This window comes from Mesorhizobium sp. M2A.F.Ca.ET.043.02.1.1, assembly GCF_003952405.1.
Taxonomy (GTDB): Bacteria; Pseudomonadota; Alphaproteobacteria; order Rhizobiales; family Rhizobiaceae; genus Mesorhizobium.
This window is the reverse complement of record NZ_CP034445.1, coordinates 5,945,755-5,972,105: the sequence shown is the minus strand read 5'-3', so window position 1 is coordinate 5,972,105 and position 26,351 is coordinate 5,945,755. Positions and strand designations below refer to the sequence as shown.

At 66.7% G+C, this 26,351-nt stretch carries 25 protein-coding genes; 9 read left to right on the top strand and 16 right to left on the bottom strand.

The features are described 5' to 3' along the window. Positions 1–137: 137 nt before the first annotated feature. Complete coding sequence (locus EJ068_RS28635) at positions 138–1,064, top strand: IS110 family transposase (RefSeq protein WP_129554944.1); 927 nt, start codon at positions 138–140, stop codon at positions 1,062–1,064. A 127-nt stretch (positions 1,065–1,191) separates the two neighbouring features. On the opposite strand, the gene EJ068_RS28630 is transcribed toward EJ068_RS28635, so the two are convergent. The 8 genes from EJ068_RS28630 to EJ068_RS28590 form a co-directional block, all read right to left on the bottom strand. Beyond that, positions 1,192–1,845 carry an alpha/beta fold hydrolase gene (locus EJ068_RS28630; RefSeq protein WP_127253891.1) on the bottom strand — a complete coding sequence of 218 codons (654 nt, stop codon included), beginning with the start codon at positions 1,843–1,845 and terminating at the stop codon, positions 1,192–1,194. A gap of 248 nt (positions 1,846–2,093) precedes the next feature. Continuing rightward, positions 2,094–3,188: a tetratricopeptide repeat protein gene (locus EJ068_RS28625; RefSeq protein ID WP_127253890.1), complete on the bottom strand. Its 1,095-nt coding sequence runs from the start codon at positions 3,186–3,188 to the stop codon at positions 2,094–2,096. 11 nt (positions 3,189–3,199) lie between these two features. Further along, positions 3,200–4,108: a Ku protein gene (locus tag EJ068_RS28620; protein ID WP_127386473.1), complete on the bottom strand. Its 909-nt coding sequence runs from the start codon at positions 4,106–4,108 to the stop codon at positions 3,200–3,202. Positions 4,109–4,505: 397 nt separating this feature from the next. Beyond that, positions 4,506–7,001, bottom strand: a complete 2,496-nt coding sequence (gene ligD, locus EJ068_RS28615) for a DNA ligase D (RefSeq protein WP_127253786.1) — start codon at positions 6,999–7,001, stop codon at positions 4,506–4,508. Between the two features lie 265 nt (positions 7,002–7,266). Then, entirely contained in the window at positions 7,267–7,491 is a 225-nt protein-coding gene (locus EJ068_RS28605) for a hypothetical protein (protein ID WP_126083307.1), read from the bottom strand. A gap of 96 nt (positions 7,492–7,587) precedes the next feature. After that, entirely contained in the window at positions 7,588–8,814 is a 1,227-nt protein-coding gene (locus EJ068_RS28600) for a GNAT family N-acetyltransferase (RefSeq protein ID WP_127253783.1), read from the bottom strand. Between the two features lie 9 nt (positions 8,815–8,823). Further along, positions 8,824–10,131: a hypothetical protein gene (locus EJ068_RS28595; RefSeq protein WP_126083309.1), complete on the bottom strand. Its 1,308-nt coding sequence runs from the start codon at positions 10,129–10,131 to the stop codon at positions 8,824–8,826. After that, positions 10,128–11,309, bottom strand: coding sequence for a glycosyltransferase family 4 protein (locus EJ068_RS28590; protein ID WP_127386329.1), 1,182 nt, complete (start codon positions 11,307–11,309; stop codon positions 10,128–10,130). The genes EJ068_RS28595 and EJ068_RS28590 overlap by 4 nt, the downstream gene beginning before the upstream one ends. 356 nt (positions 11,310–11,665) lie before the next feature. On the opposite strand from EJ068_RS28590, the gene EJ068_RS28585 reads away from it, so the two are divergent. From EJ068_RS28585 to EJ068_RS28570, 5 genes are all read left to right on the top strand, one after another. Further along, a complete protein-coding gene (locus tag EJ068_RS28585; protein ID WP_245463263.1) occupies positions 11,666–12,853 on the top strand; it encodes a DUF1972 domain-containing protein in 1,188 nt (395 codons plus the stop codon). Positions 12,854–12,878: 25 nt separating this feature from the next. Beyond that, positions 12,879–14,144, top strand: a complete 1,266-nt coding sequence (locus tag EJ068_RS28580; RefSeq protein ID WP_127250985.1) for a cellulase family glycosylhydrolase — start codon at positions 12,879–12,881, stop codon at positions 14,142–14,144. A 50-nt stretch (positions 14,145–14,194) separates the two neighbouring features. Further along, positions 14,195–14,329, top strand: coding sequence for a hypothetical protein (locus EJ068_RS33765; RefSeq protein ID WP_281059005.1), 135 nt, complete (start codon positions 14,195–14,197; stop codon positions 14,327–14,329). Between the two features lie 161 nt (positions 14,330–14,490). Continuing rightward, positions 14,491–14,673 (top strand): type II toxin-antitoxin system HicA family toxin, encoded by a 183-nt coding sequence (locus EJ068_RS33525; protein ID WP_245442571.1) that lies wholly within the window; start codon positions 14,491–14,493, stop codon positions 14,671–14,673. A gap of 59 nt (positions 14,674–14,732) precedes the next feature. Then, complete coding sequence (locus EJ068_RS28570) at positions 14,733–15,143, top strand: type II toxin-antitoxin system HicB family antitoxin (RefSeq protein ID WP_127250987.1); 411 nt, start codon at positions 14,733–14,735, stop codon at positions 15,141–15,143. Here EJ068_RS28570 and EJ068_RS28565 read toward each other — a convergent pair. Together EJ068_RS28565 and EJ068_RS28560 are read right to left on the bottom strand one after the other, a co-directional pair. Next, complete coding sequence (locus EJ068_RS28565) at positions 15,102–16,385, bottom strand: VpsF family polysaccharide biosynthesis protein (protein ID WP_245463496.1); 1,284 nt, start codon at positions 16,383–16,385, stop codon at positions 15,102–15,104. The two genes, EJ068_RS28570 and EJ068_RS28565, sit on opposite strands and share 42 nt — an antisense overlap. Positions 16,386–16,440: 55 nt before the next feature. Beyond that, entirely contained in the window at positions 16,441–18,540 is a 2,100-nt protein-coding gene (locus EJ068_RS28560; protein ID WP_127250988.1) for a Wzz/FepE/Etk N-terminal domain-containing protein, read from the bottom strand. 246 nt (positions 18,541–18,786) lie between these two features. Between EJ068_RS28560 and EJ068_RS28555 the strand changes: the two genes are divergently transcribed. The 3 genes from EJ068_RS28555 (at position 18,787) to EJ068_RS28545 (ending at position 22,336) form a co-directional block, all read left to right on the top strand. Continuing rightward, on the top strand, positions 18,787–20,313 hold the full coding sequence (locus tag EJ068_RS28555) for a formyl transferase (RefSeq protein WP_127250989.1): 1,527 nt from the start codon (positions 18,787–18,789) through the stop codon (positions 20,311–20,313). Further along, positions 20,310–21,518 carry an NAD(P)/FAD-dependent oxidoreductase gene (locus tag EJ068_RS28550; RefSeq protein ID WP_127250990.1) on the top strand — a complete coding sequence of 403 codons (1,209 nt, stop codon included), beginning with the start codon at positions 20,310–20,312 and terminating at the stop codon, positions 21,516–21,518. Before EJ068_RS28555 ends, EJ068_RS28550 begins: the two co-directional genes overlap by 4 nt. Before the next feature lie 320 nt (positions 21,519–21,838). After that, complete coding sequence (locus EJ068_RS28545; RefSeq protein ID WP_127250991.1) at positions 21,839–22,336, top strand: N-acetyltransferase; 498 nt, start codon at positions 21,839–21,841, stop codon at positions 22,334–22,336. Between the two features lie 6 nt (positions 22,337–22,342). Here EJ068_RS28545 and EJ068_RS28540 read toward each other — a convergent pair whose 3' ends face one another. From EJ068_RS28540 to EJ068_RS28515, 6 genes are all read right to left on the bottom strand, one after another. Continuing rightward, positions 22,343–23,107 carry an ABC transporter ATP-binding protein gene (locus EJ068_RS28540; protein WP_127250992.1) on the bottom strand — a complete coding sequence of 255 codons (765 nt, stop codon included), beginning with the start codon at positions 23,105–23,107 and terminating at the stop codon, positions 22,343–22,345. Then, entirely contained in the window at positions 23,100–24,251 is a 1,152-nt protein-coding gene (locus EJ068_RS28535; RefSeq protein WP_127250993.1) for a hypothetical protein, read from the bottom strand. The genes EJ068_RS28540 and EJ068_RS28535 overlap by 8 nt, the downstream gene beginning before the upstream one ends. A 169-nt stretch (positions 24,252–24,420) precedes the next feature. Beyond that, a complete protein-coding gene (locus EJ068_RS28530; protein ID WP_127250994.1) occupies positions 24,421–24,819 on the bottom strand; it encodes a periplasmic heavy metal sensor in 399 nt (132 codons plus the stop codon). Further along, complete coding sequence (locus EJ068_RS28525) at positions 24,816–25,256, bottom strand: hypothetical protein (protein ID WP_127250995.1); 441 nt, start codon at positions 25,254–25,256, stop codon at positions 24,816–24,818. Before EJ068_RS28525 ends, EJ068_RS28530 begins: the two co-directional genes overlap by 4 nt. Further along, a complete protein-coding gene (locus EJ068_RS28520; RefSeq protein WP_127250996.1) occupies positions 25,253–25,849 on the bottom strand; it encodes a sigma-70 family RNA polymerase sigma factor in 597 nt (198 codons plus the stop codon). Before EJ068_RS28520 ends, EJ068_RS28525 begins: the two co-directional genes overlap by 4 nt. Positions 25,850–25,940: 91 nt before the next feature. After that, complete coding sequence (locus tag EJ068_RS28515; RefSeq protein ID WP_127250997.1) at positions 25,941–26,324, bottom strand: hypothetical protein; 384 nt, start codon at positions 26,322–26,324, stop codon at positions 25,941–25,943. Positions 26,325–26,351 lie beyond the last annotated feature (27 nt).

Below are 26,351 nucleotides of genomic sequence, written 5' to 3'. Positions count from 1 at the left end.
GAGACCGAGTGGATCGTGGTCGTCCTTTCGGACAGGCCGTGGCATGGCCCGGTCCCTTCCCACCGGTGAACCATCAACCTGAACAGTTGCACGGGGCTGTTCGAAGCAGACCCCGCACCACAGGAAGAGGCGTGGACATGATAGCCCAGAACTATGTCGGCTGCGACATCTCCAAGCAGTGGCTCGACTTTTTTGATGAGACAAGCGGCCGTCTTCGGCGCATCGACAACCAGGCCGATGCGATCGCCGCCTATGTGGCAGGCCTTGATCCCAGTCGGGACTTCGTCGTCATGGAGGCGACAGGTGTCCATGACCGGCTGCTGCGCCATGCGCTGGCCAAGGCCGGCGTGCCGTTCTCGCGGCACAACCCGGCGCACACCCACCACTATTCGAAGTCGACGCGCCGGCGCGCCAAGACCGATCCTCTCGATGCCAGGATGCTGAGCGACTATGGCCGTCGCTATAACCCTGAGGCCGAGCCGGCGCCGAGCGAAGAAGTCGAGCGGCTTCAATCGCTTGCCGGCCACCGCGATCATTTGGTCGAGATGCGGGCAGCGCTGAAGAAGCACCTCGCCGAGGCTTTCGAGGAGGCCGTCATTGCCGATCTGGAAGAGACGATCGCCTTCCTCGACACGCGTATCAAGGCGTTCGAGAGCCAGATTGCCGAAGTCATTCGTCAAAACCAGGACACCGCTCGCGACCATGCGCTGATGGTCTCCGTGCCCGGTGTCTCCAATGTCGGCGCGCTCTCTTTGCTGGCGCTCCTGCCCGAGCTCGGCCAGCGCTCACCCAAGGCGATCGCCGCGCTCGCCGGCCTTGCCCCGTTCGACAACAAGAGCGGCAAGCTCAGCCGCAGGAGCCAGATCCGGGGCGGGCGATCACGCGTGCGTCGCGCCCTCTATATGGCTGCCCTCACCGCCATCAGAACCTGTGAGCGCTTCAAGACCTTCTATACCGCACTTGCTGCCCGCTCAGGGTCCAAGAAACTCGCCATCATCGCCGTCGCAAGGAAGCTCCTGGTCGTCCTCAACGCCATCATGCGCGACAAAACCGCATTCGCGTGAACACAGTTGCCATGCCGTGACCTTCGCCGTGGAACGCGGCGGAGAAGAATTTTGCCCCGTCGCAGCGCTCGTATGTAACGGCATGGATCCTAGGGTCTGCGCGCGTCGCTTCGCTCCTTGCTTCGCCCTAGGATGACGAAGCCGAGGGCTGCGCGAATTTAGCCACTATCGTCTCCGCCACCGTCTTCAAATGATCCGCCGTCGAAAAGCCCGAGATCGCCTTGCGCGGTTTCAAATCGTGGTCGCCATCCTCCAGCCAGACCACCTCTATCGACGAGGACAGCCCGTAGGTCGCGACCTCCTCCTTCGTGCCGAACTCGTCGCGCGTGCCTTGGAAGATCAGCGTCGGCGTTTTCAGACCGACGAGATGTTTCGTCCGCAACTGCTCGGGCCTGCCCGGCGGATGGAAGGGATAACCGAGGCAGACCAGTCCGACGATCTCACCTTTGGCGAACATCTCGTCGGCGACCATGGAGGCGACGCGGCCGCCCATCGACTTGCCGCCGATGATGAGCTTGCCGGTCACGCCTTTGGCGCGCAGATCGGCGATCGCCTTGATGTATTCGGGGTTGACCGTCTCGGCGCGCGGCGGCGGCTTGCGGTGGCCATAGCGGCGCGCGGCCATATAGTGGAACTCGAAGCGCGCGACCTGGAAGCCGGCCGCCGCGAGCGCCTTGGCGGTGGCTGTCATCGAAGGCGAGTCCATCGACGCGCCGGCGCCATGGGCGAGCAGGATGGTGACGGGAGCAGTGTCGAAGCCGTCGAAGAGGAAGTGGGTCATGGATGCGCCAACCTCGCCTTCTCCCCTTGTTGTGGGAGAAGGTGGCCGAGTGAAGCTCGGACGGATGAGGGGTGCTCCAGCTTGGCGGATACGCCCGCCAATATCCTTACTTGCGACAAGGTCACCAGCGCCTCATTCCTTCCAACACCCCTCATCCGTCTCGGCGCTGCGCGCCGATCCACCGCCCGGGGGCGAGCCACGGGTCTCGCCCCGTCCTTCGGACCCCACAGGGGGAGAAGGAGGAAGCGCTACCCCGCCGTGCGTGCCATATGTAGATCCACGAATTGTATCCCCTTTTGCGCAGTCCGCGCCCATTCGGACTCCGAGTCCAGCTCCAGATAGCGCACCCACAGCCGGCGGGCTTCCGTCAGATTGCCCGCATCGAACTCCAGCCGCGCCAGGTTGAACACCGGGTCGGCATAGGCCTTGTCGAGCGCGATCGCCTTCTGCAGGTGGCGCCTTGCCGACGCCACCTTGCCCTCGTCGCTCATCAGGCCGGCGAGGTTGAACCAGGCTTCCACAAAGCCGGGATCGAGCTTTATGGCGCGGGCATAGTCATGCGCCGCTTCGGCGATCCGGCCGGCGCCGCGCAGGCAGTTGGCGCGGTTGAAGGCGGCAATCGCGTCCTTCGGGTCGATCGCCAGGCAGCGCTGGTAGAGCGCGGCCGCATCGTCATGGCGCTCTTCTTCTTCCGCCATCTCGGCCTCGGTGAAGAGCTCTTCCAGCGTGTCGTCTTCCGGCGAGCCGAGGTCGAACAGCAATTGGCCGTCGAGCTCGCTCGTCCCATCGTCGAGATAGATCGCGTCCGGGCGGCCATGCTGCGAGCCGAGATTGAGGGATTTTGCTGTGAGCGATGCGACCGGGCCGGAGCGATGCACGGAACGCACGATCGCGCCCCAGGAGGCGCCGCTGGCGATCAGCCCGGCATATTTGCGCGCCAGGATAAGGTCGCGGAAGGAATAGGGCTGGCCGTCATGCTCGAAAGCGTCGAACAGCGAGAGCATGTCGAGATCGCCGCCCGTAAGCCGCGACTGGTCGATCAGCGACTGCCTGGAGAGCGACGAGGCGTCGGGCGCCTTCATCAGCCCGAGAAGACGCAGGAAACCGTTCTCGCTGATGAGTTGCCGGCCAGCTTCGCGTTCGGCCTTGGCGCGGCGCTCAATCTCGGCATCGCCGGATTTCGCCTTGCCGAGAAGCGCGCGACCGAACACGACATGGCTGGTGCGGCGGGTGACGCCGCGCCTGAGCTCCGCATGGCGGCGCTCGACCTCGCGCGCGGCGAGCCGCAGCGGAAAGGCGGCCAGCGCGCCGACGACGCCGAAGACGGCGCCTGGAACGATCACCGGCCCTCCCGTCACTTCTTGCTCTTGCCGACGGCCTTCAACAGGTTCGCCTTGAGCGGGTTCTCAGGCGCCCCGCCGGCAGCCGCCTTCTTGGCCGGCTTTGCGGGCGCTTCCTCGGCCTTGCTCTTCGATTTGGCCGGGGGCTTTGCCTGCTGCGACAGGCTGGCCTTCAGCGCATCCATGAGGTTGATGACGTTGCCGCGCTCGGGCGCCGCCGCAATGATCGGCTTGTGGCCCTTCAGCTTCTCGCGGATCATCGCCATCAGCGCCACCTCGTAGCGATCCTCATAGTTCTTCGGATCGAAATGGGTTTGCTTCTGCTTGATCAGCGCCATGGCAAGCTCCAGCATTTCCGGATCCGGCTTGCCGGCCGGAATGTTGCCGAAATATTCAGCCGTGCCGCGCACTTCGTTGGGATTCCTCAAGGTGCAGACGAACATGCCGTTCTCGCGCGCGCCGATGGTCACCACACGCTCGCGGCTGGAGAGGACCAGCCGCGCAATCGCCAGCTTGCCGGATTTGCGCATGGCTTCGCGCAGCACCGCGAAGGTTTCCTCGGCCATGGCGCCGTCGGGCGCGAGATAATAGGGCGAGTCCTGGTAGATGACATCGACCTCGCCCTCGTCGACGAAGGCCTCGATGTTCATCGTGTGATTGGATTCGATCCTCACCGCGTCGAGATCGGCGTCGTCGATGATGATGTACTGCTTGTCCTCATACTCATAACCGCGCACCAGGTCCGAGCGCTCGACCAGGCCGAGCTCTGGGTCGACCGGCTTCATGTTGATGCGGTTGTGCGTCTTCTTGTGCAACTGATTGAACGAGATGCGCTCGCTCGCGCTGGTGGCCGGGTAAAGCCGGACCGGACAGCTGACGAGGCTGAGCTTGAGGTAACCTTTCCAACTTGCCCTGGGCGCCATGAAACACTCCTACGCGGCCATGCACTGACACTAAGTTGGAGCATGGTCTTGTCGCGATCATGCTCTTGCAGCGCTTCGTCCGTAGGACGATTGAGGCTGCGGAAATCCTACACCGACCGGTGATGGTACTGCCTAATTCCTAGCGAAGTGTTTTCTGAGGCCGGTTGGCGCGGAGGATAGTTCAAATTGTAGCTAGCGTCGATGGAGTGGATTGAGACGCTGGAGATTAGCCGAAGCCCCGAAGCTTCGTCATCCTAGGGCGAAGCAAGGAGCGAAGCGACGCGCGCAGACCCTAGGATGACGAAATCCTAGCGCTTGCGCTGCCCTCTCAAGCCGCTGGCACTCCCTCTCCGGCCGCCACGCGGCCACCTCTCCCCCACTCCGTGGGGGCGAGGAACTAGCGTTCCACCACCGGCAAATCCCGCGCCGCCTCATCGATCTCAGCCCAGGGGTCGCCCGAGGTCTCCAGCAGGCCCGGCAGCGAGGCGTAGTTCAGGTCCTCCGGCGCGTCGATGGTCTCGAGGTCTGTCCAGCTCACCGGCGTCGAGGCCGGCAGGTTGGTGCGGGCGCGCAGCGAATAGGGCGCGGCCGAGGTGTGGCCGCGGGCGTTGCGGTGGAAGTCGATGAAGATGCGCTTCTTGCGGTTTTCCTTGCCCATGGTGGTGGTGAAGGTGTCGGGCGCGCTTGCCGCGAGCAAGGTGGAAATGGCGCTGCTCGCCTGGTGCAGTTTCTTCCAGTTCTGCTTCCGGGTCACTGGCACGGTGATGTGGATGCCCTTGCCGCCGGAGGTCTTCACGAAGGGCATCAGGCCGAGGCTCTCCAGCCCGCCCTTGATGTGGACCGCCGCCTCCACCACCTCGCGCCACGAGATCCCCTCGCCCGGATCGAGGTCGAAGACGATCTGGTCCGGTCGGTCGAGCCTCTGGCGGTGCGTGCCCCAGGTGTGGAACTCGACGACGCCGAATTGCGCCAGCGCCAGGTAGCCCTTGGCGTCCTCGACCGACAGATAGGTCTTCGTCTCGCCTTCCGAATTGACGCTATCGAACACCGCCACCGAAGGCGGCATGCCGGTGAAGGCGTGGCGCTGGAAGAAGCAGTCCTGCGGTTTTCCCGTCGGGCACCGCACCAGCGACACCGGCCGGCCGATGATATGCGGCAGCATGAAATCGCCGACCAGCGCGTAATAGACGGCGATGTCGAGTTTTGTCGGCCCGGTCTTGCCGAATAGCCGGCGCTCCGGATCGGTCACCCAGATGGTGGCGAGGTCGGATTCGGCGATCAGCCGCTTGCGTTTCACCGGCATCGGCGTGGTCAGCCCGCCGACATCGCGCAATCCGCGAAAGACGCCGTGGCGGATCGCATTGTCGGCGGTGCGGTTCGAATAGCGCACGCGCGCCGACAGCAGCGGCTTCACCCAATGCATCTCGCGCATGATCTCGCGCGGCACGCCTTCCGGCGGGCTGGCGCCGGCCGTCAGCCGCTCCAGCCTGGCAAGCAGCTCGGTCGCCATGTCGCGGTCGAAGCCGGTGCCGACCTTGCCGCGATAGTGCAGCTCACCATTCTCGAACTCGGCCATGCCGAGCGCGGCCAACCCTTCGGCACGGTCGGAGACGGTGTAACCGGCGATGACGAAATCATCCGTCTTTTGCGCCTTCACCTTGGTCCAGCTCTTGGTGCGGCCGCTCATGTAGATGGCGTCGGCGCGCTTGGAGACGACGCCTTCGAGCCCCAGCTCCGAGGCTTGATCGTACAGACCCTGCCCGTCGCCCTCGACATGGTCGCTGTACTGGATGGCGGCATTGGCGGCCTGGCCGGCGAGCAGCTCGGCAAGCAGCGCCTTACGCTTTATGAGCGGCGCTTTGCGCAGGTCCCAGCCGTCCAGATGCAAAAGATCGAAGGCGTAGAAATGCAGCTTTGAACCTGCGCCTTCGGCCAGCGCGTCCTGCAGCAGCGCGAAGCGCGAGATGCCCCTGTCGTCGAGCACCATGATCTCGCCGTCGATGATCGCCTGGGCGACCGGCAGGCGCGAAAAGGCCTGCGGGAGATCGCCATAGCGCTTCGTCCAGTCGATGCCGCCACGGGTGATCAGCCGCACCTCGCCATCCATCACATGCGCCATGGTGCGGTAGCCGTCGAATTTGATCTCGTGCAGCCAGAACTCGCCCGTCTTCTCCGCCGGCCCCTCGCCGCCCGGCGGTTTCGGTACCTGGGTGGCAAGCTGCGGCTCGATGCGGGTCGGAGGGGCGGCCTTGACGGCGCCGGGCAGTGCGCCCGGTTTCAGCGAACCGGCTTTCGGAGGCAGGCGCTCGCGCCGCTTCCTCGGCGGCGCCGCCAGTTCCTCGATGCGACGGCCGGACTTCACGCTTTCGGGCCGCTCGCTCAGGATGTCGCGTTTCGCATCGGCAGCGAGGTCGCGCTCCTTGAACAGCAGCCAGTTCTTCTTGTTCTCGTCCTCGCCGGGCTTGGGCTTCAGGCGCGTCAGCATCCAGCCGCCATTGAGCTTCTGGCCGGCCAGCCGGAACTTGAAGGCGCCGGTGCGCAGGCTTTTGTCGACATCCTCCATCGGCGCCCAGGTGCCGGTGTCCCAGACGATCATCGGCCCGCCGCCATATTCGCCTTCGGGGATGACGCCCTCGAAGTCGATATATTCGATCGGGTGGTCCTCGGTCTCGACGGCAAGCCGCTTGTCGGCCGGGTTGAGCGAGGGGCCGCGCGGGACAGCCCAGCTCTTCAGCACGCCGCCGATTTCGAGGCGCATGTCGTAGTGATCGGCGGTGGCGTGGTGCTTGTGGACGACGAAGCGGTTGGAGCCCTCGGAGGCGAGGCCGCCCGCGGGCTCGGGGGTGCGGGAGAATTCGCGCTTGGCGCGGTAGGGTTTGAGGTTGGCGGGCATGGATCAGGCGCCGAAGAACGCAATGGAATACGACGAACGCCGAGTTCCTTCGCCCCCCTCTCTGTCCTGCCGGACATCTCCCCCTCTAGGGGGGAGATTGGCAGTTTGAGCGCCGGCACCTCTCTTGCAACGGTGGCGATTGGCGAAACCGGCGGCGACATCTGATCTCCCCCCTTGAGGGGGAGATGTCCGGCAGGACAGAGAGGGGGGCTGTCCCGCCAGCATCTGAGATTTTCCTATAGCGCGGCGGAGCAAAGGAAAGAGATCAATCGTCGATCGCCGGCGTCAGTTCCAGCTCGGCCGGGGTCAGCCCCTGCCTCAGCTGGCTCAGCCGGAACTCGTCGACCCAGTAGGCCTCGCCGTCGACCAGCACGCGGGCGCTGTAGGTGCCGCCGGAAAAACGCTGCGCGGTGACATAGACCTTGTGGCGCTCGAGCGCGGACTTCACCGCGGCGCGGCGGGACTTTTCTCTGGAGACGGGACTGGCCATGGCCTCACTCGAACACGCTGCCGCCGAAGGATGCGGCTGTCACAAGCATGGCGGAGAGCGGAATGTGAGTCAATTTGGCCAGCGCAGGCCGCCCGCTCACCGCCCCGCCCGTAGCCGCCGCCAGCGCTGCATGAAGTCCTGCGCGAGCTTGAACAGGCGCGGGTTGTCGCGCACGAAGGCGACGCCCCGGCCGCGATATTTGATGGCGCCGCTCGCGGCCAGGCCCTTCAGCGTGATGCCGTAGCAAAGTTCGGACAGAACCGACTTCACCGCGCCCATATGCTCCTTGTAGCTCTGGTTGCCGACCGACAGGTCGAAATAGTCGAAGCCCTGCCCGCGGCCCCAGCGGATCAGCTCGCCCATGATGCACAGCCCGGGCGAAACGTTGGGCACCGCGGCCTGGTCGATCGAGACCAGCAGCGCATGCAGTGTGCCGAGATGGACCGCAAGGTACTGGACCGCGACCATGACGTCGCCGGCGCGCAGGCCGAAGACGCGTACCGAACCGTCCTTCAGACCGCGCTGCGCCGCGCTTCGGTAGAACTCGGCGACCGGCGGCCGCGCCAGGAGATCGAACCGGCCGAGCTCGCGAAAACGGCTGAGCCGCATTTCGACCAGCTTGCCGAAAATCGAGTCCACCAACGCCGGCGTGTCGGCTTCCACCAACGCCAGGCCACCATTGCGGTCCAGACGGCGCAGGTCCTTGTTGAGGGCCTTGACGAAGGACGGACGGCAGATGCGCTTGACGACGGTGTCGGCGTCGCCATCCATGGCGATGCCGTAACGGGAATGGATGGAATCGCGCGCCGGCGAAAGCAGCGCCAGGGGATTGGCGACGCCGCCGATCTCCTTCGGGATACCGGTGATGTGGATGCGGTCCGCCGGCGGCAGCACGGAAAGCACCGCCGCCCAGGCGGCCTCGGCGGACTGCCTTGTCCAGGGCGTGGCGTCGGCGAGCAAGGGTGCCGCGTAGTCGCAGACCCCGCAGCTCAACCACTCGACCACCCAATGGCCGAACGCGCGGCGCCGCATTAGCGGCACGAGCATGACCGGTTCGGCCGTCGCGGCGTCCCGCAATTCGACGATGGCCAGTTCGGCTTTCGGGGGCATGAGCCGCTCGACGATCCCCTCGGCCCAGGCGAAATGCTGGTGGCCGGTGCACACGCCGGTCGTCTCGAGACGCAGCCAGAGCGGCTTGGCCGTTTCGAGGCTGGTGTGCAACTGCGCCACGTAAGCGATGCCAGCGGCGCCGGCGTGCGGCGCGGCCTCGCCCTCGGCCAGGCCGGTCGTCATCGCGGCCATCGGCATTGCCTGGCTTGCCACATCATTCTCCTATCGTCTCTGCACGGCGAGCGTCGCCGCGCGGCGCCAGGCGCCGACCATCGTGGGGCGCTGCTCGTTGGGGTGCTTGAGGTTCCACATGCGGTTGGCCGTGAAATACCATGAGGCCACCAGCACGAAGGTCTCCGACACCGCGGCGCCGGCCAGCGCCCATGTCGACGGCGCGACGGCCAGCAGGATGCCGATCGTCGCCAGCCCGACGATCGCGCCGGCCATGGTGATGAAGGCGACGATGCGGAAATCGCCCAGAATCTCGAGGACCACGCGCGGCATCACATAGGCCATGATCGGCACGAAGTTGGCGATGGCGAAGAGCCCGATCAGGCCGACCGAGGCATGCTGCAGAGCCTGCGATTTGATCATCGGCAGGATGAACAGGACGCCGCAGCCATAGGCCAGGCTGCCGCAACCCATGACAAGCGCCCAGATCTTGGCCTGCGTCCAGACGCGGTCGAACTCCTTGTTGCGCACCAGCTTTGCAAGTTCCGGCTGCAGCATGTTCGAGAAGGCTAGACTGGAGATGCGCAGCGGCGCGAACAGCACCAGCACCGCCGCCAGCGGGGCGTAGGCGGCAGGCCCGGCGATGCCCGCGACCAGCAGCGCCAGGGATTGCCCCTGGATGTTGGTGGTGGTGGCGCTGAACCCCGACCAGCAGAGCTGCGGCCAGAGCTTTGCATAGCGCCGCCAGGTCGGCGCGCGAAACGAGACGCGCAGCCTGCGGCGCGCCAGTTTCACCAGCACCGCGATGCCGACGATATTGGCCGCGGCAAGTGCGTAGAAAGTGGTCTGAAGCGCGTTGGCGAAGAACCAGATCGCCGCTGCCGCCAGCACTATGCCCGCGATCGTGAATGCGGCGTCGCTGATGGAGACGACGAGTTGCATGCGGCGCGCGAAGAATGCCGTACGCATATGGCTGCGCAGCGACCAGGCGCAGACGAAGCAGGCGGCGCCGATGCCGCTCGGGTCGCCCAAGAGGCGCATCAGCAGCCCCGTGCCCAGCCCCATCAGCAGCGCCACCACCAGCGCCGCCGATCCGAAGGTCATGTCATACGCGTCGACGCCGGCGCTGTTGGTGCTCTTGCCCATCCATATTGCGGCCGGAACGGCGGTGAGCGAGCGGATATAGGACAGGCCGACGCCGCCCATCACCATGGCCAGCGCGAAGAGGCCGTAACCTTCGGCCGACAGAAGATGCAGCAACGCGATGTTGAGGGCGAAATGGAAGCCGCTCTGCATCGCCTCGCCGCCGATCATCAGCATGAGGCGCCGCACCAGATGGGCCGGGAAGGTGAACTTCACGGGCTCGTCTCCGCCTCGCGGGCGACGCCCGCCCGTCCCCGCCGCGGCGTGGCCTTCAGCTTGTCGGCCACGATCGCCACGATCGCGGCGGCGGCGATATGCTCGCTGAAGAGCGTCTCGTAGCGCGTACGGCCGGCGGCGGCGAAGCCGCGCCAGAGCTCCGGCCGCTGGATGATCTCGCTGAGCTTGCCGGCAAAGGCCTTGGCATCCCCCGGCGGCACATGCCAGCCGGTCTCGCCGTCGGCCACCACTTCCACCAGTCCGCCGATCGCCGACACCAGCGGCGGCCTGCCCCAGCCCATCGCCTCGATGGCGACGCGACCGAGCGATTCCGGGCGGCGCGACGGCACCGCCACGATATCCGCCCAGCGATAGTGGTCGGTCGGGTCGGAGACGAAGGGCAGCACCTCGACATGCCCTGTAAGCCCCATGCGCCCGACCAGCTCGGCGAGCGCCTGCTCGCGCTCGACGCTTTCGAAGGCGCCGCCGACGAGACGGACCTCGACGCGATTGCGCAACCCAGCGGGAAGCGAGGCGACTGCTTCGAGCAGCACCTCCTGCCCCTTGATGCGGTTGACGCGGCCAAGCAGCAGGACCCTGAGCGGGCGGCTGCCGTCATAGGTCACCGGCAGGGCGGCCAGCGGCCCGGCGACGCCGTTATAGACGACATGCGTGCGCCGCCCCCTGGCATCGATGGCCGGCGGATCGCCGAACGTTGCGCGCGTGGCGCGCGAGTTGAAGATCAGGTCCGCACGGCTCCAGCGCATCAGGGCGACAAGCACCTTGCGCAATATGCGCTCGGGGATTTCGTGGATGTGCAGCAGCGCCTTGCGCGGCAAAAGCCGCGCGGCCAGCGCATAGTCGGCGATGATCGAGGTGTTGATATAGGTCAGGTCGCTGCCCCGCATGCGGCGCCAGGCGCGCCAGAGCGCCGCGGGCAGTCGCGCCATCTCGACGGTGGCGAGCCTGAGCATCGCCTGGCGCCTGAGCACCCAGAGCGGCTCGAACACGATGCGGCTGGCATGCGGCTTGAGGATCTCGACGATCGGCCCCTGGCGCGGCAGCACGACCTCGATCTCGGCGGCCGGAAACGCGGCGCGCAGCGCAGCCACGCTCTCGGCGAAGCTGCGGTCCGAACCATAGAGCTCGTAGCCCTGATGAACGCAGGCAATGCGCATCACTTTCTTTCCACCTGCACCTCGAGTCCGCTCGGCACCGGGCCCTTCAAGCGCGGAAGAAACTTCATGCCAAATCCGCACGCCGCTCCACCCAGCGGTGGCCACTGCAGGCCCGGGAGCAAGGATCGTGCCGGCTTCCTGATTGCCCTGCTGCGGCCCTGGTACCCGACCGTGCCCCGTATCGACACAGATACGTCGCGAAGGTTGACCGATAATGAAGCAAGCCCCGCGCTCTGAAGAGAAATTTTACACCTTCATGCGAGTATCCACCCTGGGGGTACCCCTGGCACGGAAGTTGCTGGGCGGTCATTGACATAGCGACAACCATGACCGGACCCCGGGGGAATCCTTTTATTTTGAAACCGGAACTATCTTCCAACCCGATCGAAAAGCCTTCGATCCTGATCCTGGGGACACGCGGCATTCCGGCTTCCCACGGCGGCTTCGAGACTTTCGCCGAGCGGCTGGCGCTTTTCCTGGCCGGACGCGGCTGGAAGGTCGGCGTCTATTGCCAGAAGGAAGTCGAGCGCGTCGGCCAAAGGGTGACGAGCGACACCTGGCGCGGCATCGAGCTCATCACCATCGAGGTCGCCTCCAGCGGGCCGCGCGCGACGCTGGAGTTCGACTGGCAATGCGTGCTCGATGCCGCCAGGCGCCCCGGCGTGTGCCTGGTGCTCGGCTATAACGGCGCGGTGTTCCTGACCTGGCTCAGGCTCATGCGGCGCAGGATCATCACCAATATGGACGGCATCGAGTGGCGGCGGCCGAAATGGGGGCCGGCGGCGCGCGCCTGGTTCTGGCTCAACGAATGGATCGGCGCCTGGCTGTCGCAACGGCTTATCGCAGACCACCCGGCGATCGCCGACCATCTGGCGACGCGGCGGCCGCGCAGCGCCATCACCACCATCGCCTATGGGGCCGACCCGGTGACCTCGGCGCCGGAGGAACCCGTTCGCGCGCTCGGGCTCGAGCCCGGCAAATACCTGGTCTCGATCGCGCGCATCGAACCCGACAACAACATCCTGCCGATCATCGAAGCTTTCCGCCGCCGCGATCGCAGCGACATGAAGCTGGTGGTGCTGGGCACGCTCAACGACGAGATCCCCTACCATCGAGCCGTGCGCGAGGCAGCGAGCGACACGGTGATCATGCCAGGCGCGATCTACGACCAGGCGACCGTGAAGGCGCTGCGCTACCATGCGCGCGCCTATATGCACGGCCACACTGTGGGCGGCACCAACCCCTCGCTGGTTGAGGCGCTGGCTGCCGGCAACATGGTGATCGCCCATGACAACCGCTACAACCGCTGGGTCGCCGGCGAGGCGGCGATCTACTTCAACGACACCGACAGCCTGAGCGCACGGATCGACACGGCGCTGGCCGACGACGCGCTGGTGGCGCGTTGCAGCAAGGCGGCGCGGGCACGCGCCCGCGAGGCCTTCCGCTGGGAAGACGTGCTCAGCGCCTACGAGAAGGAAGCGCTGCAGCAGCTCGGCGGCGCCACGGCCGCGCCGGCGAAGGCCGACCGCGCAAAACACGCATGACTGGGGCACGCATGACTGGGCACGCATGACCGGCTGGTCTCGCCGCCGTCTGCTCGGCGCGGCGCTGGCCGTGGCGACGGCGCCGCTGGCGGTCCCGCCGCTTGTATCTAAAGCGCGCGCCGCCGGCGAATGGCCTTTCAGGCGCGGCGTCAACGCCTGGCCATGGTTTGCACTGACGCGCGAATTCCCCGCGCCCCGCACCGACTATGACTGGCCGCCCTTCCAGTCTCAGCGGCCGGTGCCGACGCCGGCCGACCTTGCCCGGCTGCGCGCCAGCGGGCTTGACTTCATCCGCCTGCCTGTCGATCCGGGCCCGTTCCTGGTCGCCGATGCGGACCGACGCGCCGACCTCATGGCGATGCTCAGCGCGGCGGTCGAAGCGGCTTTGGCCGCCGATCTCGGCGTCATCGTCAACGTGCAGGCCAATGGCGCCACCCATTACTGGAACCCCGAGCGCATGATTTCCAGCACCGGCGCGCCGGAATTCGCCCGCTACCGGGCCTTCGTTGCCGACGTGGCGGGCATGCTCAAGGACATAGCGCCCGGCGGGGTCGCGCTGGAGCCGGTCAACGAGCCGCCGCAGGACTGTTCTTCCGAGGTGTGGCCCAAGGTGCAGGCAGCGCTGCTGACCGCCGCGCGTGGCGCGGCGAAAGACCTGCCGCTGCTCACCACCGGCGGCTGCGGCTCGATGGTGCGGGGCCTCACCGCGCTCGATCCGGCGCCGCTGGCGGAATTCGAGCCGATCCTGTTCACCTTCCACTTCTACGAACCCTACCTGTTCAGCCATCAGGGCGCGCCATGGATGCGCGAGCCGGTCTATCGCGCGCTGAACAACGTGCCGTGGCCAGCCTCGGCGGGCTCATTGGAGCAGACGCTGGCCTCGGTCCGGGCCAGGATGGCTGAGGATACGGAGAGGTCCGACGAAGCCAAGAAGGCCGCCTATGCCGAGACCGAGAAGGTGCTGAAAGTCTATTTCGACGCGCAGCCCGACCGCGGCTTCATCGACGGCTACCTCGCGCAGATGAGCGACTGGGCGGACGGCCATGGCATCGCGCCCGGGCGCATCATCATGGGCGAGTTCGGCGCGCTGCGCACCGACGCCCGCTACACCGCCGCGCCCAATCCCGACCGCGTCCGCTACATCGCCGATGTGCGGCAGAGCGCCGAAGCCGCCGGCTTTCCCTGGGCGTTCTGGGACCTATTCGACGGCATGGGCATGATGGACGACACCACTCGCGCTCTCGATCCCGCCATGGTCGAGGCGCTGGGCTTGACGATGCCGCCAACTTGATTTTTTGAATCACCAAACCGTTCCAAGCGTTTGGTTTGATGCGGGAGCCGGTGGGTGGGAGACCGGTGCATTCTTGCGAGATCACCATCTGGCTGTCGGTGATAGCGATCAACCTGGTCGCGGTGCCGCTGGTGTTGCTTGGGACGCGGAGGCATGAGGCGAGCGGGGTGGCGGCCAATGCGTAAAGGCTGTGCTCGGTCGCCCTGTTCTGCTCCGGGTGATGAACGGCGCCCGCCGCCAATCGCTCGCCGCCGGGCAGCCAGAATGTACATCTATTTGCGCATTTTCGTTGATAGGTCGTGCAAATTGTGCAAATAATTGCACGTTAGCTTCCCAAGGAATCCTTGTGCCGGAGACCAACACCACCAAGATCAAGGCTCGGCTGGAACGGGAGGGCTGGCAGCTTGTCGGCGGCTCGAAACACGACAAATACAAGAAGGCCGGGATGCCGACGATCATGGTTCCCCGGCACAAGACGGTGACGCCCTTGGTAGCCCGGTCAATCGCAAAAGCGGCGGGCTGGGAATAATACCGACTCCTCACCACGCTCCATCAAGAGCAAGGCAACGAAGAACATAGGACCAGGACATGTCTCGCTATATCGCACTCGTGGATGCCGCGGACGGCATCGTCGGTGTGTCGTTCCCCGATGCACCAGGCTGCGTGGCCCAATCGGAAAACCGGGATGAGGCATTCAAGGACGCAACCGCGGCTCTGGCTGAATGGGTGGCTGAAGAACTGGCGGAGGGTCGTGACGCTCCCCGCCCTCGCAGCATGGACGAGCTTATGGCCGATGAGGCGGTACGATCGGCCTTGACCGATGGCGCCGTTTTGATCTCGGTCCCCCTCATACGCGACTATGGCCGGCCGGCCCGGGCCAATATCTCATTGGATGCAGGCCTGCTGGCCGACATCGACGAAGCAGCTCATCGACTGGGTGTCACCAGGTCTGCGTTTCTAGCTGCGGCGGCCAGGGAGAGGCTTAAGGAAACTGTCTGATCGTTCCTTCGCCGGCCTGTACAGCGCCAGCGCGATCACCACGAATTTGGTCATCAGCGTCGTCTTGGAGGCGATGCTTTCGGAGGTGTTGAGCAGGATGAGCCAGCCCAGCATCGGCAGCCAGATGCCCGGGTGGCAACGGCGCGCAACCTCGTGCATGAACAGCGCGAAGCCGAAGAAGATCAGAAGCGTGAAGAAGGCGCCCTGGTAGAGCGTCAGGCGCAGGATCGGGTTCTCGATGCCCTGCTCCAGGCCGCCGATGCGGCGCATGCTGTCGAGCAGGTCGACATCGGGTCCGACGATCAGGTCGCGCAGCTCCAGATGCCTGAAGAGGTCGAACATCTCGACGCGGGCATTGGCGCTGCCGCTGTCGGAGACGAAACGTTGGAGCAGAGCGTCGAAGAAGCCGTAATAGCCGGCGAGCGCGATCGCCAGCGGCAGCAGCGCGGCGAGCATGATCACCAGGGCGGCACCCAAGAGGTTGACACGCCCGGTCCTGAGCTGTGCCAGGCCCTGGATCAGCAAATAGACGCCGCCGAGCAGGGTCGTCAGCACCATGCCCGAGCGGCCGCCGAAGGCGACCAGCGCGCAGAACTGCAGCCCGACAAGCGCCAGCCTGAGCGGCGTCGACAGGGAGCGCGAACCCGACAGCAGCGACAGCACATAGATCGAAGTGACCGTGGCATTGGAGAGCGGATGCCCCTGCAGCGCGGTGGAGCGCAGATCATTGACGAACACGGCGCCGTCGAACCTGTAGGGGAACACCAGATGCTTGGTGCCGAACTCGAACAGTGCCATCAGCGCGTTCACCGTCATCACCGCATGGATGACGATCCGCAGCTGGGCAAAGGTCTTCTCATCGTCCTCGCTAAGCAGCAGCACGACCAGCGCCGGTGCGACGAACGTGTCGATCATGCCGGCCATGCCGGGGCGCTGCCTGAGGATGACGACGAAGAGAAGCACCGTCGAGATCACCGCCATCAGCATCGTTGCCGGCCGCTTGTTGGTGACATGGACCACGTAGCCGACCGGATTGCCGAAGGTGCAGGCGCGCCAGACGAAGACGAGCACGAAGAGATAGGTGGACGGGTGGATCTTGCTCAGCGGGCTGCCCTGCAGGCCGTCGTAATTGTAGCCGGCCAGCCACAGCATGCCGCCCGAGATGGAAAACAGAAGCAGCACCGCCACGGTGATGCCAAGACGGGTCAGCGTGTCGACCGGAACAGTGCTCGGGCCCGCCATGCCGTAGCCCGGGGCCGGGACAGGCCGGGCGGGACCCGCCAGGATCGAGGCCATGTCAGGCCGCCTCGTCGACCAGCATGGCGCCGGTCGGCAACCGTCCCATGACGGAGACCGCTTCGGAGGTCGAGGCGACGTCCCGCATCGGCGTCGCGTTCAGCCTGGCGACGAGCAGGATCTCGTCAGCCATGGCGACCAGCGGCAGGACGTTGAGGTCGTCGGCCAGCGCGCCGCCGTCGATGACGACGAGCTCGAAACTGCGATTGGCCTCGGCCAGCATGCGGTGGGCGAAATAGAGCGCCTGCGCTTCCTGGAACACCGCGGCCGGCCGGCCCCTGCCGATCAGCGCCACCGAACTGCCGGGAGCATAGCGGCTGACCGCGTCGAGCGGATATTCGCCGCGCAGCACGTCGAGCACGCCGGGCTGCGGGTCCTTCTGGCCCTTGCCGGCATTGATGTCGATGAACAGCACGCGGCGGCCCCTGGCCGCCGCCGCGTTGGCAAGCTGCCATGCAACCCTCGAGCGCTGCACCTTGTCCTCGGGCGGCGACGCCACCAGGATCGAGGGCACCAGCGGCCAGTCGGCCGGGCGCCTGGTGGCGGCGGCGATGCGCTGCAGCGCCAGCCCGGCCACGGCGTCGGTCTTCTGGGCGGCAGCGCCGGAGCGGCGGCGCCCCCGGCCCGGCAGCACGCCCAGCACCGGCGCCTCGATGGCCGACTGCATCTGGTTGGCGGAAAGCACGGTCGGCGAAAGATATTCGGCGATCAGCGCCATGCCGATGCCCAGCGCCAGGCCGCCGAACACAGCGCCGAAGACAAGCAGGCCCTTCGGCGGCCAGCTCTTCTTCAGCGCCGGCATGGCATAGGAGATGATGCGGGCATTGGTGCTGTCGACATTGGTCTGCTCGCGTGTTTCCTGGGCGCGCTGCAGGTAGTTGGCATAGACGGTGCGCACGGCGTCCAGGTCGCGCTGCAATTCGCGCAGGCGCACCGAAGCCTGGTCGGTATCGAGCGACTTCGACTTGAGCGCCTCCACCTTGGCCTGCAGGGCCTGCTGGTTGGCCAGTGACCGCTCATAGTCGGTCTCCGCGGCGGTGACGATGCGGCCAAGCTCGCGCTGGATCAGCACGCGCAGGTCGCGCAGCTGCTGCTGGGCGGCGATCATCGAGGGGTGGCGCGGCCCGAGCCCGGTGCCGAGCTGGGCGATCTGGTCGACCCGCGCCGCTTCCTGCGCCCTGAGGCTCGAAATCGTCGAGGAGCGCGTGGCTTCCGAGGTCGCGTCCGGCGCGCTGCCCTGCCTGCGCAACTGATCGACCTGCGCCTTCAGCTGCTGGGTGCGCGCCTGCGCGGCGGTCAGCTCGGCATTGAGCCCGGTCAGCTCCTGGTCGCTCACCAGATTGCCCTGGGCCATCACCATGTTTTGCTGCGAGCGGTAGGCTTCGACCGCATTCTCGGCCTGCTCGACGCGCTTGCGCTGTTCGTCGAGCCGCGCGGTGATCGCCTCGGAGGCCTTGGCCGCCTTTTCCTTGCGCGCGTCGGCCTGGTCGGCAAGGTAGGCGTTGGCGATGGCGTTGGCGATGTCCGACGCCTTCTGCGCGCTCTTGGCGGTGATGATGATGTTGAGCACCAGAACCTTGTCGTCGCGCTTCACGGCGAGCACGCGACGCAGCGAATCCAGCGTTGTCGCCGTTCTGTCGCTGCCATTGCCGCCGAAGAGCGCGCCCATCCAGCGGCCGAGAACGCCCTGCCCGTTGAACTCCGGATCCTCGGTGAGGTTCTCCGCCTTGATCGCGCGCAGCAGCACGCCGTTCGACTGCGCGACGCTGACCTGGCTCTCGACCTGGGTGATGCCGCCGTCGGGCGAGATGCGGCTCGGATTGACGTCGTTGGTGACGACCTGGAGGTCCTCGGGATCGACGATGATCTGCGCCGTCGAGGAATAGAGCGCCGGCGTCAGCATGGTGTAGACAAGCGTCAATCCGGTGAGCAGCGCGGTGACAGCGAGGATCAGGAAGCGGCGCCGCAGCAGGATGCGGCCGAGATCGCCAAGCTCGACCGTGGCAGCCGCTGGCGCCGGTGCGGGCGCGTAATAGGCTGGCGCCGGCGCGACCGCCTCCGGAGCGTTCTGCTGGGGCACCATGAGCAGGGGTGGTTGCAAAGGTCGCTCCGACAACGCTCCATCGGCCGGCAAGACGAGAAATGCGGCGTTGGCCTAGCTATTCCCGGCAACGATTAAAACACTGTTAATTATGTTCATAAATTGGGGCTGCCCTGGCACGAAGTTTGCACCGACACGGTGGAAATTAGGTGCAGCTGAAATTTGAGACATCGTGCGCATGCGGCGGGAACTAGAACCGGCGGGCCTGCCTGCCGGCTCCGGAGGCGAGTCGCCCGGGGACGGGCCATGCGCCTGAACCTGCGCCTCGACGGCGATCGCGTGCGCGCTTTCCATGTCGCGCTGGCCGAAAGGCTGTCGCGGCTGCCCGGTATCGAGCTTTGCGTCGACGCGCGTCCGGCGGCGGGCGGTGTGCCGCAGGCGGCCGAAGCGCTGTTCCAGCTTGAGACGCTTATCCACCGCCTGCCCGCCAATGGGACGGCCAGGCGTGTGCCAATTTCGATGCTGGCCGGCCATGCGAGGGCGTCCCAGCCGGCCGATCTCACCATCGACCTCGTCGGCGACGTCGAGCCGCAAGGCGGACAGGTCTGGCGGCTCGCCTATGACGGCGTCTGCGGCGAGGAAGCGCTGCTGGCGCTCATCCTTGCCGGGGGCACGCCGCTCGCCCGCCTGGAGCAGAACGGCGCTGTTGTCGCCGAGGGGCGGCTCGGCACCGAATATCACGGCATTGCGCTGGCATCCTTCCAGGACATGCTGGCACGCACGGCCAGCTTGATCGTGGCGGCGGTCAATGGCGCCGCGCGCTCGCACCTGCCTGTGCTGCCCGAACCGCCATCCGGGGCGTCGTCCCCGTCCATGCCATCGGCCACGAAGCTCGGCGTGCGGGCCGCCAAGGCGACGGCGCGGCGCATCGTCCAGCAGATCTATCATCTGTGCTACAACGCCCCGCACTGGCGGGTTGGCTGGCGCGAGACCGGAGGCAGCGACCTCTACGAACTGCGCGCCCATCCGCAATCGGGCTGGCGGGACCTCGCCGACGACGGCAGCCGCTTCTACGCCGATCCGTTCCCTGTGCTTTACCGCGGCCAGGTGACGCTGTTCGTCGAGGACTACATCCACCGCACCGGCAAGGCGATCCTGTCGGCGGTGGCTTTCGGGCCGAACGGACCGGCAGGCACCCCGAAGCCGGTGCTGGAACTGCCCTACCACCTCTCCTACCCCTTCGTGTTCGAGCGCGACGGCGAGATGTGGATGGTGCCTGAAAGCGGCGCCAACCGCAGCGTCGATCTCTACCGCGCCACCGCCTTCCCGGGCGGCTGGGTCAAGGAAGCGACGCTGTTGTCGGACATCGTCGCCAGCGACGCAACGCTCACTGAGCATGGCGGGCGCTGGTGGATGTTCGCCACCGTGCGCGACGGCGGCGGCGCTTTCTCGGACCAGCTGCATCTGTGGTCGGCGCCGGATTTCCGCGGGCCGTGGACACCACATCCGAAGAACCCGCTGCTGATCGACATCGCGTCGGCGCGTTCGGCGGGGCGCATGGTGAACCGCGGCGGGCAGCTTCTGCGTCCGGTCCAGGATTGCCGCAGGAGCTATGGCGCCGCGCTCGGCATCGCGCGGGTCACGCGTCTCGACGAGGGCGGCTTCGAACAGGTCGTCGAGACGATCCTCAATCCCGGCGCCGGCTGGGCCGGCCGCAAGCTACACACACTCAACGAAGCGGGCGGGCTGGAATTTATAGATGGTTCGGCAATGGCGCCGCGCTGGAAGCAGCGGCGGGAGAGCATGCCCCCGGGCCTTGGAGACAAGCAATGAGCACCACCGAGAACCGCGAAACGCCCGCAGCCCCGCCCGGCAGGACCGAGGCGGAAGTGGCGATCGTCGGCGCCGGGCTGGCCGGAACCGTTCTGGCGATAACGCTCGCCAAGGCTGGCCGCAAGGTGGCGCTGATCGATCCGCACCGTGTCCACCATGACGAATTCAGGGCCGAGAAAACCCGCGACGAACAGATGGGGCTGTTCGAGAAGCTTGGCCTCGGCTCGGTCTTCAGGTCGCTCTCCACGCCGATGACCGACCTCCATGTCTTCCGCTTCGGCCAGTTGTTCGAGCGCAAGCAGACCTTCGAATACGCCTTCTCCTACGCGCCGCTGGTCAACGGCATGCGCGCGGCGCTGCCTCCGGAAGTGCCGCTGACGGTGGGCAAGGTCGCCGAGGTGTCGACCGGGCCGGACCGGCAGCGCCTCGTGCTCACCGACGGCTCGGTCATCGATGCGCGGCTTCTGGTGGTGGCCACCGGCTATAGCGAGGCGGTGCGGCGCGCCATCGGCGTCGAGCGCATCGAGGAATCGAAGGCGCATTCGCTGTCGATGGGGTTCGATCTCGCGATCACGCCGCAGGAATTCGGCCTGCAGTCCCTCACCTTCTACGCAAGGCGGGTTGCCGATCGCATTGCCTTTCTTACCATCTTCCGGATCGGCGAGCGGCTGCGGGCGAACATGTTCGTCTATCGGACCGTGGCCGACCCGTGGGTGCGGGCGTTCCGCGAGAACCCGCAAAAGATGCTTCTGGATCTGATGCCGGAGATTGCCCAGCGATGCGGCAACTTCGCCGTCGCCAGCGAGGTCGAGGTGCGGCAGGTCAGCCTGACGACGACACAGGGCCATCGCCGCGACGGCGTGGTCTTCATCGGCGATGCGTTCGCCACGACCTGCCCTGCGCAAGGCGACGGCATCCACCGCGTGCTTACCGATGTCGATTGCCTCAGCTCCACGCATATCCCCGCCTGGCTCGAAACGCCCGGCATGGCGGCCGACAAGATCTGCGCCTTCTATGACGATCCGATCAAGGTCGCGGCCGACACCAGGGCTTTGCGGGCCAGCATCTATGCCAAGCGCATCACCACCGAGACGGGACTGGAATGGCGCCTGCGCCGCCTGCGCAACAACACCGCGCGGCAGTTGATGGTCTTCAGCCGACGTGTCCGCGAAGCGGGAAAACCGGCCGAGACGCGCGCGGCGTGAGAGGGGCGCTGCGCCGCCGGGCGCGTCTGGGAACGTCAACGTGAGTGAGCTTACGAATCCGTAAGTCGCGTCCCTGGCGATGCCCGCTTAAACCAAGGTGAGCAGTGTCTCCTGCTCGGCGGGACAGCGTCGCATCAATGGCCCGCTGCCGCCTCTATCGGTCCGGCAGCGGGCTATCGAGCAGGCAGGATCGTTTGCGCCGCCCGTGATAGCCGCTTGAACGCCCGAAAGGCACCGACTGGATCCGCGCCTTCCGCGCGCCCGGGGGTTGGCCGCGCACCGTGCTTCGCCCTATCTTCGGATTGAACAAGGACACGACCATGACCCGCATCCGGGCGATGACGAGGAACGATCTTGCCGATGTGTCGCGGCTGCTCGGCCAATCCTGGCGGCGGACCTACGCGCCGATCATGGGCGACGAGACCGTGGCCCGGCTCTCCGACGAAAGGCACGCGCCGGACCAGCTTGCGCAAGAACTCAAGGACGAGGACAAGATGTCCTTCGTCGCCGAACGCGCCGACGGCTCGATCGCCGGCTATGCTATGGCGGCGATGGACGCCAAAGGCGACGTCACGCTGGAGCGGCTGCATATCGAGCCGCAGGCGTTCGGGAGCGGGCTTGCGGTCGATCTTCTGCATGCCGTGCTTGCCGCCCACGCCGGCATCCCCTCGATCGCCCTGGAGGTGATCGATGGCAACGACCGCGCGATCGCCTTCTACCGCAAGCACGGCTTCGAGGTGGTCGAACGCCGCGAGACCGCCCACGGCGTCAGCGGCCACGCCTCGCTGATCATGCGCCGCATGCTGCCCATGGCTTAGATCGCATCAGGCGGCGAGCAGGCGCAGCGCCTGCATGACGCTGTCCTCGAAGCCGCCTGGCGCCCTGCCTGCCTCGGCCAGTTGCGCAGTATCCCAGCTCCGGCTCAGGCTTCCGTCGGCCATCAGGACGGCGCGGCTGCAGAGCGCCGGCACAGCCTCCACCACATGGGTCGACACGATCACGGCGTGACGGCCGCTCGCGCAGAGCGCGGTGATGACGCGTTTCACCTCCCAGGCCGCGACCGGATCGAGGCCGTTCAGCGTCTCGTCTAAGATCAGCAGCGGCGGCCGGCCGAGAAGTGCCGCGAGGATCGCGACCTTGGCTCGCGTGCCAAGCGAATATTCAGCAATCGGGCGGTCGATCCAGCGCCCGAGCTCGAGCCGCTCGAGGAGGTCGCCGCTCGGCAGATCGGCACTCGGCAGATCGGTACTCGGGAGATCGTTTGGCGCGCAGCCGCGGATCGAGGCGACGAGCTCCATATACTGGCGTCCCGACAGTGCCGCCGGCAATTCGTGCGGCTCGATGGCGAGGCCGAAGCCGGCCTTGGCGCGCTCCGGCGCGGCGGCAAGCGCGACGCCGTCGACCGCCACGCTGCCGCCGAGCAACGGGATCTGGCCGGTGATCGCCCTGATGAGCGTCGACTTGCCCGAGCCATTGGCGCCGAGCAGGCCGACTATGTCGCCCCGGCGGAGCGAGAGATCGATGCCGCGCACCACGGCGCGCCCGCGATAGCCGGCGCTGAGACCGCTGACGGCGAGGACTTCATCCATTGCGATACCTCTGTCGGGCCCGATGCCACAGGAAGAACACCAACGCCGCCAGGCCGATCAGCACGGTGCGTCCATATTCGAGCGTTTCATAGCTGGCATAGGCGAGCGCGCTGGCGAAGCTCAACATGGCAACGAATGGCGCGTTGAGGAAATAGGCGCCGAACACCGCATAGGCGCCGTTCAGCACCAGCAGCCAGAGTCCGCCCGCCACCGGCACGGCCCATGCCGACGGCTCGGCCGCGAGCGCCGCGCCGGCCGGCAGCAGGAAGAAGGCGAGCGACAATTGCAGTGGCAGTTGCACCAGCCGCAGCCACACGCGGGTGAAGCCGATAGGCGCCGTGCGCAGCACCGGCGAGCCGAGCGGCTGGCAGCGCAGGCTGAGCATGAAGACAAGAATGCCGCCCGCCAGACCCGCGACCGCTGCCGGCCCGGCCGTGCGGCCGGCAAGGCTTGCCCATGCGCCAAGGATGGCCGCGACCGCAAGCATGAGGCTGGCGGCGGCCAGCTTCCATGACGGCCGCAAACGGCCGCCCGGCAGTTTCCAGGCCCAGCTCGAAAGCCAGCGCGGGCACGCCCGGTCGAGGCGGCGCAGCCACGGCCTTCCAACCAACACGGCCTCGCTTGCCGCGTCATCGAGGAGAAGGCGTGGCCGCCGCAGGCGCCAAAGAGCGGCCGTGCCGAAGCCCAAGGCAAACAAGATCGCCGCGCCCAGGCCCCAGGCCGCCGGCAACGGCTGCCCAATGACTGCGCAGGCCAAGCCCGCAGAAACGGCAACCAGGGCGCCCAGCGGCGCGAAGATCGCCAGCGTCGCCCTGCCGGCCATGTGGCGGCGCTGTCTGGAGCCAAGCGGCAGCGCCTTGAGGAAGGGCGCGAAAGCGCGTTCAAGGCAGAGCCTGGCGACTGCGTTGCCTGCGAGCGCCCCGAGTACGGCCAGGGTGAGCGGCAGGCCAAGCGTCCACAGGAGCTGGTCGTCCCGCAATTTCGGCGCCGCGGCATGCAGGGCAAGCACGATATCGGCGATCGCATAGGCCAGCAGCGCGCCGCCGCCGAGCCCGATCCAGGCGAGATCGCGGCACCGCATCGCCCGCAGGCCGGCGACGAGCTCGCGCCAGAGCAATATCAGGACAAGCCGGTCGTGCCGCATTGGTTCGCCATCATGGTTCCGACACTAGAGCGGTTCAGCGTTTCACGGAATCGCCGAACCGCTCTAAGCCTTTGTATTTACGCAATTCCTGACGGAAAACCGCTCCGCACTTTTCCTGGAATTGCTCTAGAATAGGTCACGGCAATTGTGCCGCGAGTGGGGCGATGGCTCACCCGGCCGGCTTGGCGTTGACGTTCTTCATGGCGGCAAGCAGGTAGTCCTGCACCGTTGCCTGAAGGTTTGTGGTGGCGGCGCGCACCGCGGCCATCGCCTGCCTAACCGCCCCCTCGTCGAAAGGCTGCGCCTTCTCGGCCGCAGCCAGGTCGGCGCGCGCCGCGCGCAGCTGCCGCAGCGCCTCGAACGTGCGGCCGCGGTTGTCGCGCATAACCGCGCGGAACTCCTTGCGCACCTCCGGCGAGTAGGCGCCCGCGACTTCCGCCAGCAGCCCGCGCCCGACGGCCGCCTGGCGCAGGCCATGCGCGGCATAGCCGATAAAGAAGAAGTTGAGCGCGAGCGAAAGGGCAAGCACGACCAGCACGGCAGCCCAGATCCATGAACGACCGGTCATAGCGCGTCTCCCTCGCTCGCATCGCCGGCGATCGGCGGTCCGCCGTCGTCGGGAAGCCTGGCGCCCGCGGCGAGCGCCAGAAGCTCAGAATCCTGCGACTGGTCCTGAAGACGCGCCACCTGGTAACCTGCGACTGTCGCGGTGACGAGCAAGGCCGCGGCGCAAGCGGCGATGCCGGCCGGCGCGACGAGGAAGCGCGGCAGCAGCGAAGGACGCGCCGCGCCGCGATCGATGCGCGCCAGCACCTTGCGCGCCAAGGCGCGATCGTCGCCCTCGATCAGCGCGGCCTGCCGCACGAGCCTGTCGAGCGCCGCGTCGGCGCCGGCATCGCCGTCAAGCGCCATGAATGCCAGGGCGGGCCCTCTCAAGGGCGCCGGCCAGGCATCGATGTCGTCGCCGAAGCGGCGCCGGTTGTTCTCGAATTCCTCGCGTGTCATGAGGACTTCCTTTCGCGGCCCGCGGCCGCATCTGCCAAATGATCCCTGAGCGCGCGGCGCCCGCGCACGAGCAACTGTTCGACCGAGCCGGCGCTGGCGCCCATCACCTCGGCGATCGCACCGATGTCAAGCTCGCCCACCGCCCTAAGAAGCAGCGCCATCCGCTGGCGCTCCGGCAGGCGCGACAGGCCATCGCGCACGATTGCCAGCTCCTGCCTGGCCGCCGTCGCCGTCTCGGCATTGGCTTCCAGCGCGGCCGGCTCCTCCGCGACATCGTCCAGGCCGAAGAAATTGCGCAGCGCGCGGCGCCGGCGCTGGTCGATGCAGCGGTTGGCCGTGATCCGGTAGAGCCAGGTCGAGGCGCGCGCCCTGCCGGGATCGAAGCGCGCGGCCTGTTTCCAGACGGTCACGAACACCTCCTGCACCACGTCCTCGGCATCGGCCGCATGACCGAGATAGCGCGTGGCGAATGTGCGCAGCCCACGGCCGTGACGGGCCATGAGCGCGGACAAAGCCGCCTGGCTGCCCGCGGCGATGCGGGCCAGAAGCTCCTCATCGCCACCGACAGCTTCATCCCGCACGGCGGCGGGCACCGGTCGAGGAGCCTCCGGCGGCGAGGGAGAAATCCGCGACGATCCGGCTCGGGAGAAGAACGAATTCCGACGTCAAGTCCACCACCAGATGTCAGCGGCGCCAACGGCGGAAGCCGTGAACCGTGTTGCCGTTCGGGCCCGTGAAGCTGCCGACCGAACGGCCGCGAAACGGTCCGGCCGCGCTGTAGCGCTGACCTGAAACGGTCTTGCCATTCGGCCCGGTGGCAGAATAGCTCCTGGAGCAGCGGTCAACAACGCCGGCCTTGCAGGTTGAGTTCGACGTGTAGGTGCCGCCATTCGGTCCGGTGCGCGTCGTCGAGCCGGTGTAGATATTGCCGTCCCGGTCGACGCTGCGGCTCAGTTCGCCGCCATGCACGGTCTCGCGCGTCCACTCCTCGGCCGAGGCAGGGGAAGCGGCCGACCAGACAACCATCGCGCCGAGGCAAAGCAGCGGAAGTTTGAATGTTGAAAGCATGTCATTTCCTTTCTGGAAGGCAGGTTG

Bases quoted from the DNA above. Each gene is read 5' to 3' on its own strand.
- EJ068_RS28620 (WP_127386473.1), bottom strand. From the start codon at position 4,108: ATGGCGCCCAGGGCAAGTTGGAAAGGTTACCTCAAGCTCAGCCTCGTC.
- EJ068_RS28555 (WP_127250989.1), top strand. From the start codon at position 18,787: ATGCGCCTGAACCTGCGCCTCGACGGCGATCGCGTGCGCGCTTTCCAT.
- EJ068_RS28525 (WP_127250995.1), bottom strand. From the start codon at position 25,256: ATGACACGCGAGGAATTCGAGAACAACCGGCGCCGCTTCGGCGACGAC.
- EJ068_RS28545 (WP_127250991.1), top strand. From the start codon at position 21,839: ATGACCCGCATCCGGGCGATGACGAGGAACGATCTTGCCGATGTGTCG.
- EJ068_RS28605 (WP_126083307.1), bottom strand. From the start codon at position 7,491: ATGGCCAGTCCCGTCTCCAGAGAAAAGTCCCGCCGCGCCGCGGTGAAG.
- EJ068_RS28550 (WP_127250990.1), top strand. From the start codon at position 20,310: ATGAGCACCACCGAGAACCGCGAAACGCCCGCAGCCCCGCCCGGCAGG.
- EJ068_RS28590 (WP_127386329.1), bottom strand. From the start codon at position 11,309: ATGCGCATTGCCTGCGTTCATCAGGGCTACGAGCTCTATGGTTCGGAC.
- EJ068_RS28530 (WP_127250994.1), bottom strand. From the start codon at position 24,819: ATGACCGGTCGTTCATGGATCTGGGCTGCCGTGCTGGTCGTGCTTGCC.
- EJ068_RS28635 (WP_129554944.1), top strand. From the start codon at position 138: ATGATAGCCCAGAACTATGTCGGCTGCGACATCTCCAAGCAGTGGCTC.
- EJ068_RS28535 (WP_127250993.1), bottom strand. From the start codon at position 24,251: ATGCGGCACGACCGGCTTGTCCTGATATTGCTCTGGCGCGAGCTCGTC.
- EJ068_RS28540 (WP_127250992.1), bottom strand. From the start codon at position 23,107: ATGGATGAAGTCCTCGCCGTCAGCGGTCTCAGCGCCGGCTATCGCGGG.
- EJ068_RS28565 (WP_245463496.1), bottom strand. From the start codon at position 16,385: ATGGCGGGCCCGAGCACTGTTCCGGTCGACACGCTGACCCGTCTTGGC.
- EJ068_RS28570 (WP_127250987.1), top strand. From the start codon at position 14,733: ATGTCTCGCTATATCGCACTCGTGGATGCCGCGGACGGCATCGTCGGT.
- ligD (WP_127253786.1), bottom strand. From the start codon at position 7,001: ATGCCCGCCAACCTCAAACCCTACCGCGCCAAGCGCGAATTCTCCCGC.
- EJ068_RS28580 (WP_127250985.1), top strand. From the start codon at position 12,879: ATGACCGGCTGGTCTCGCCGCCGTCTGCTCGGCGCGGCGCTGGCCGTG.
- EJ068_RS28630 (WP_127253891.1), bottom strand. From the start codon at position 1,845: ATGACCCACTTCCTCTTCGACGGCTTCGACACTGCTCCCGTCACCATC.
- EJ068_RS28515 (WP_127250997.1), bottom strand. From the start codon at position 26,324: ATGCTTTCAACATTCAAACTTCCGCTGCTTTGCCTCGGCGCGATGGTT.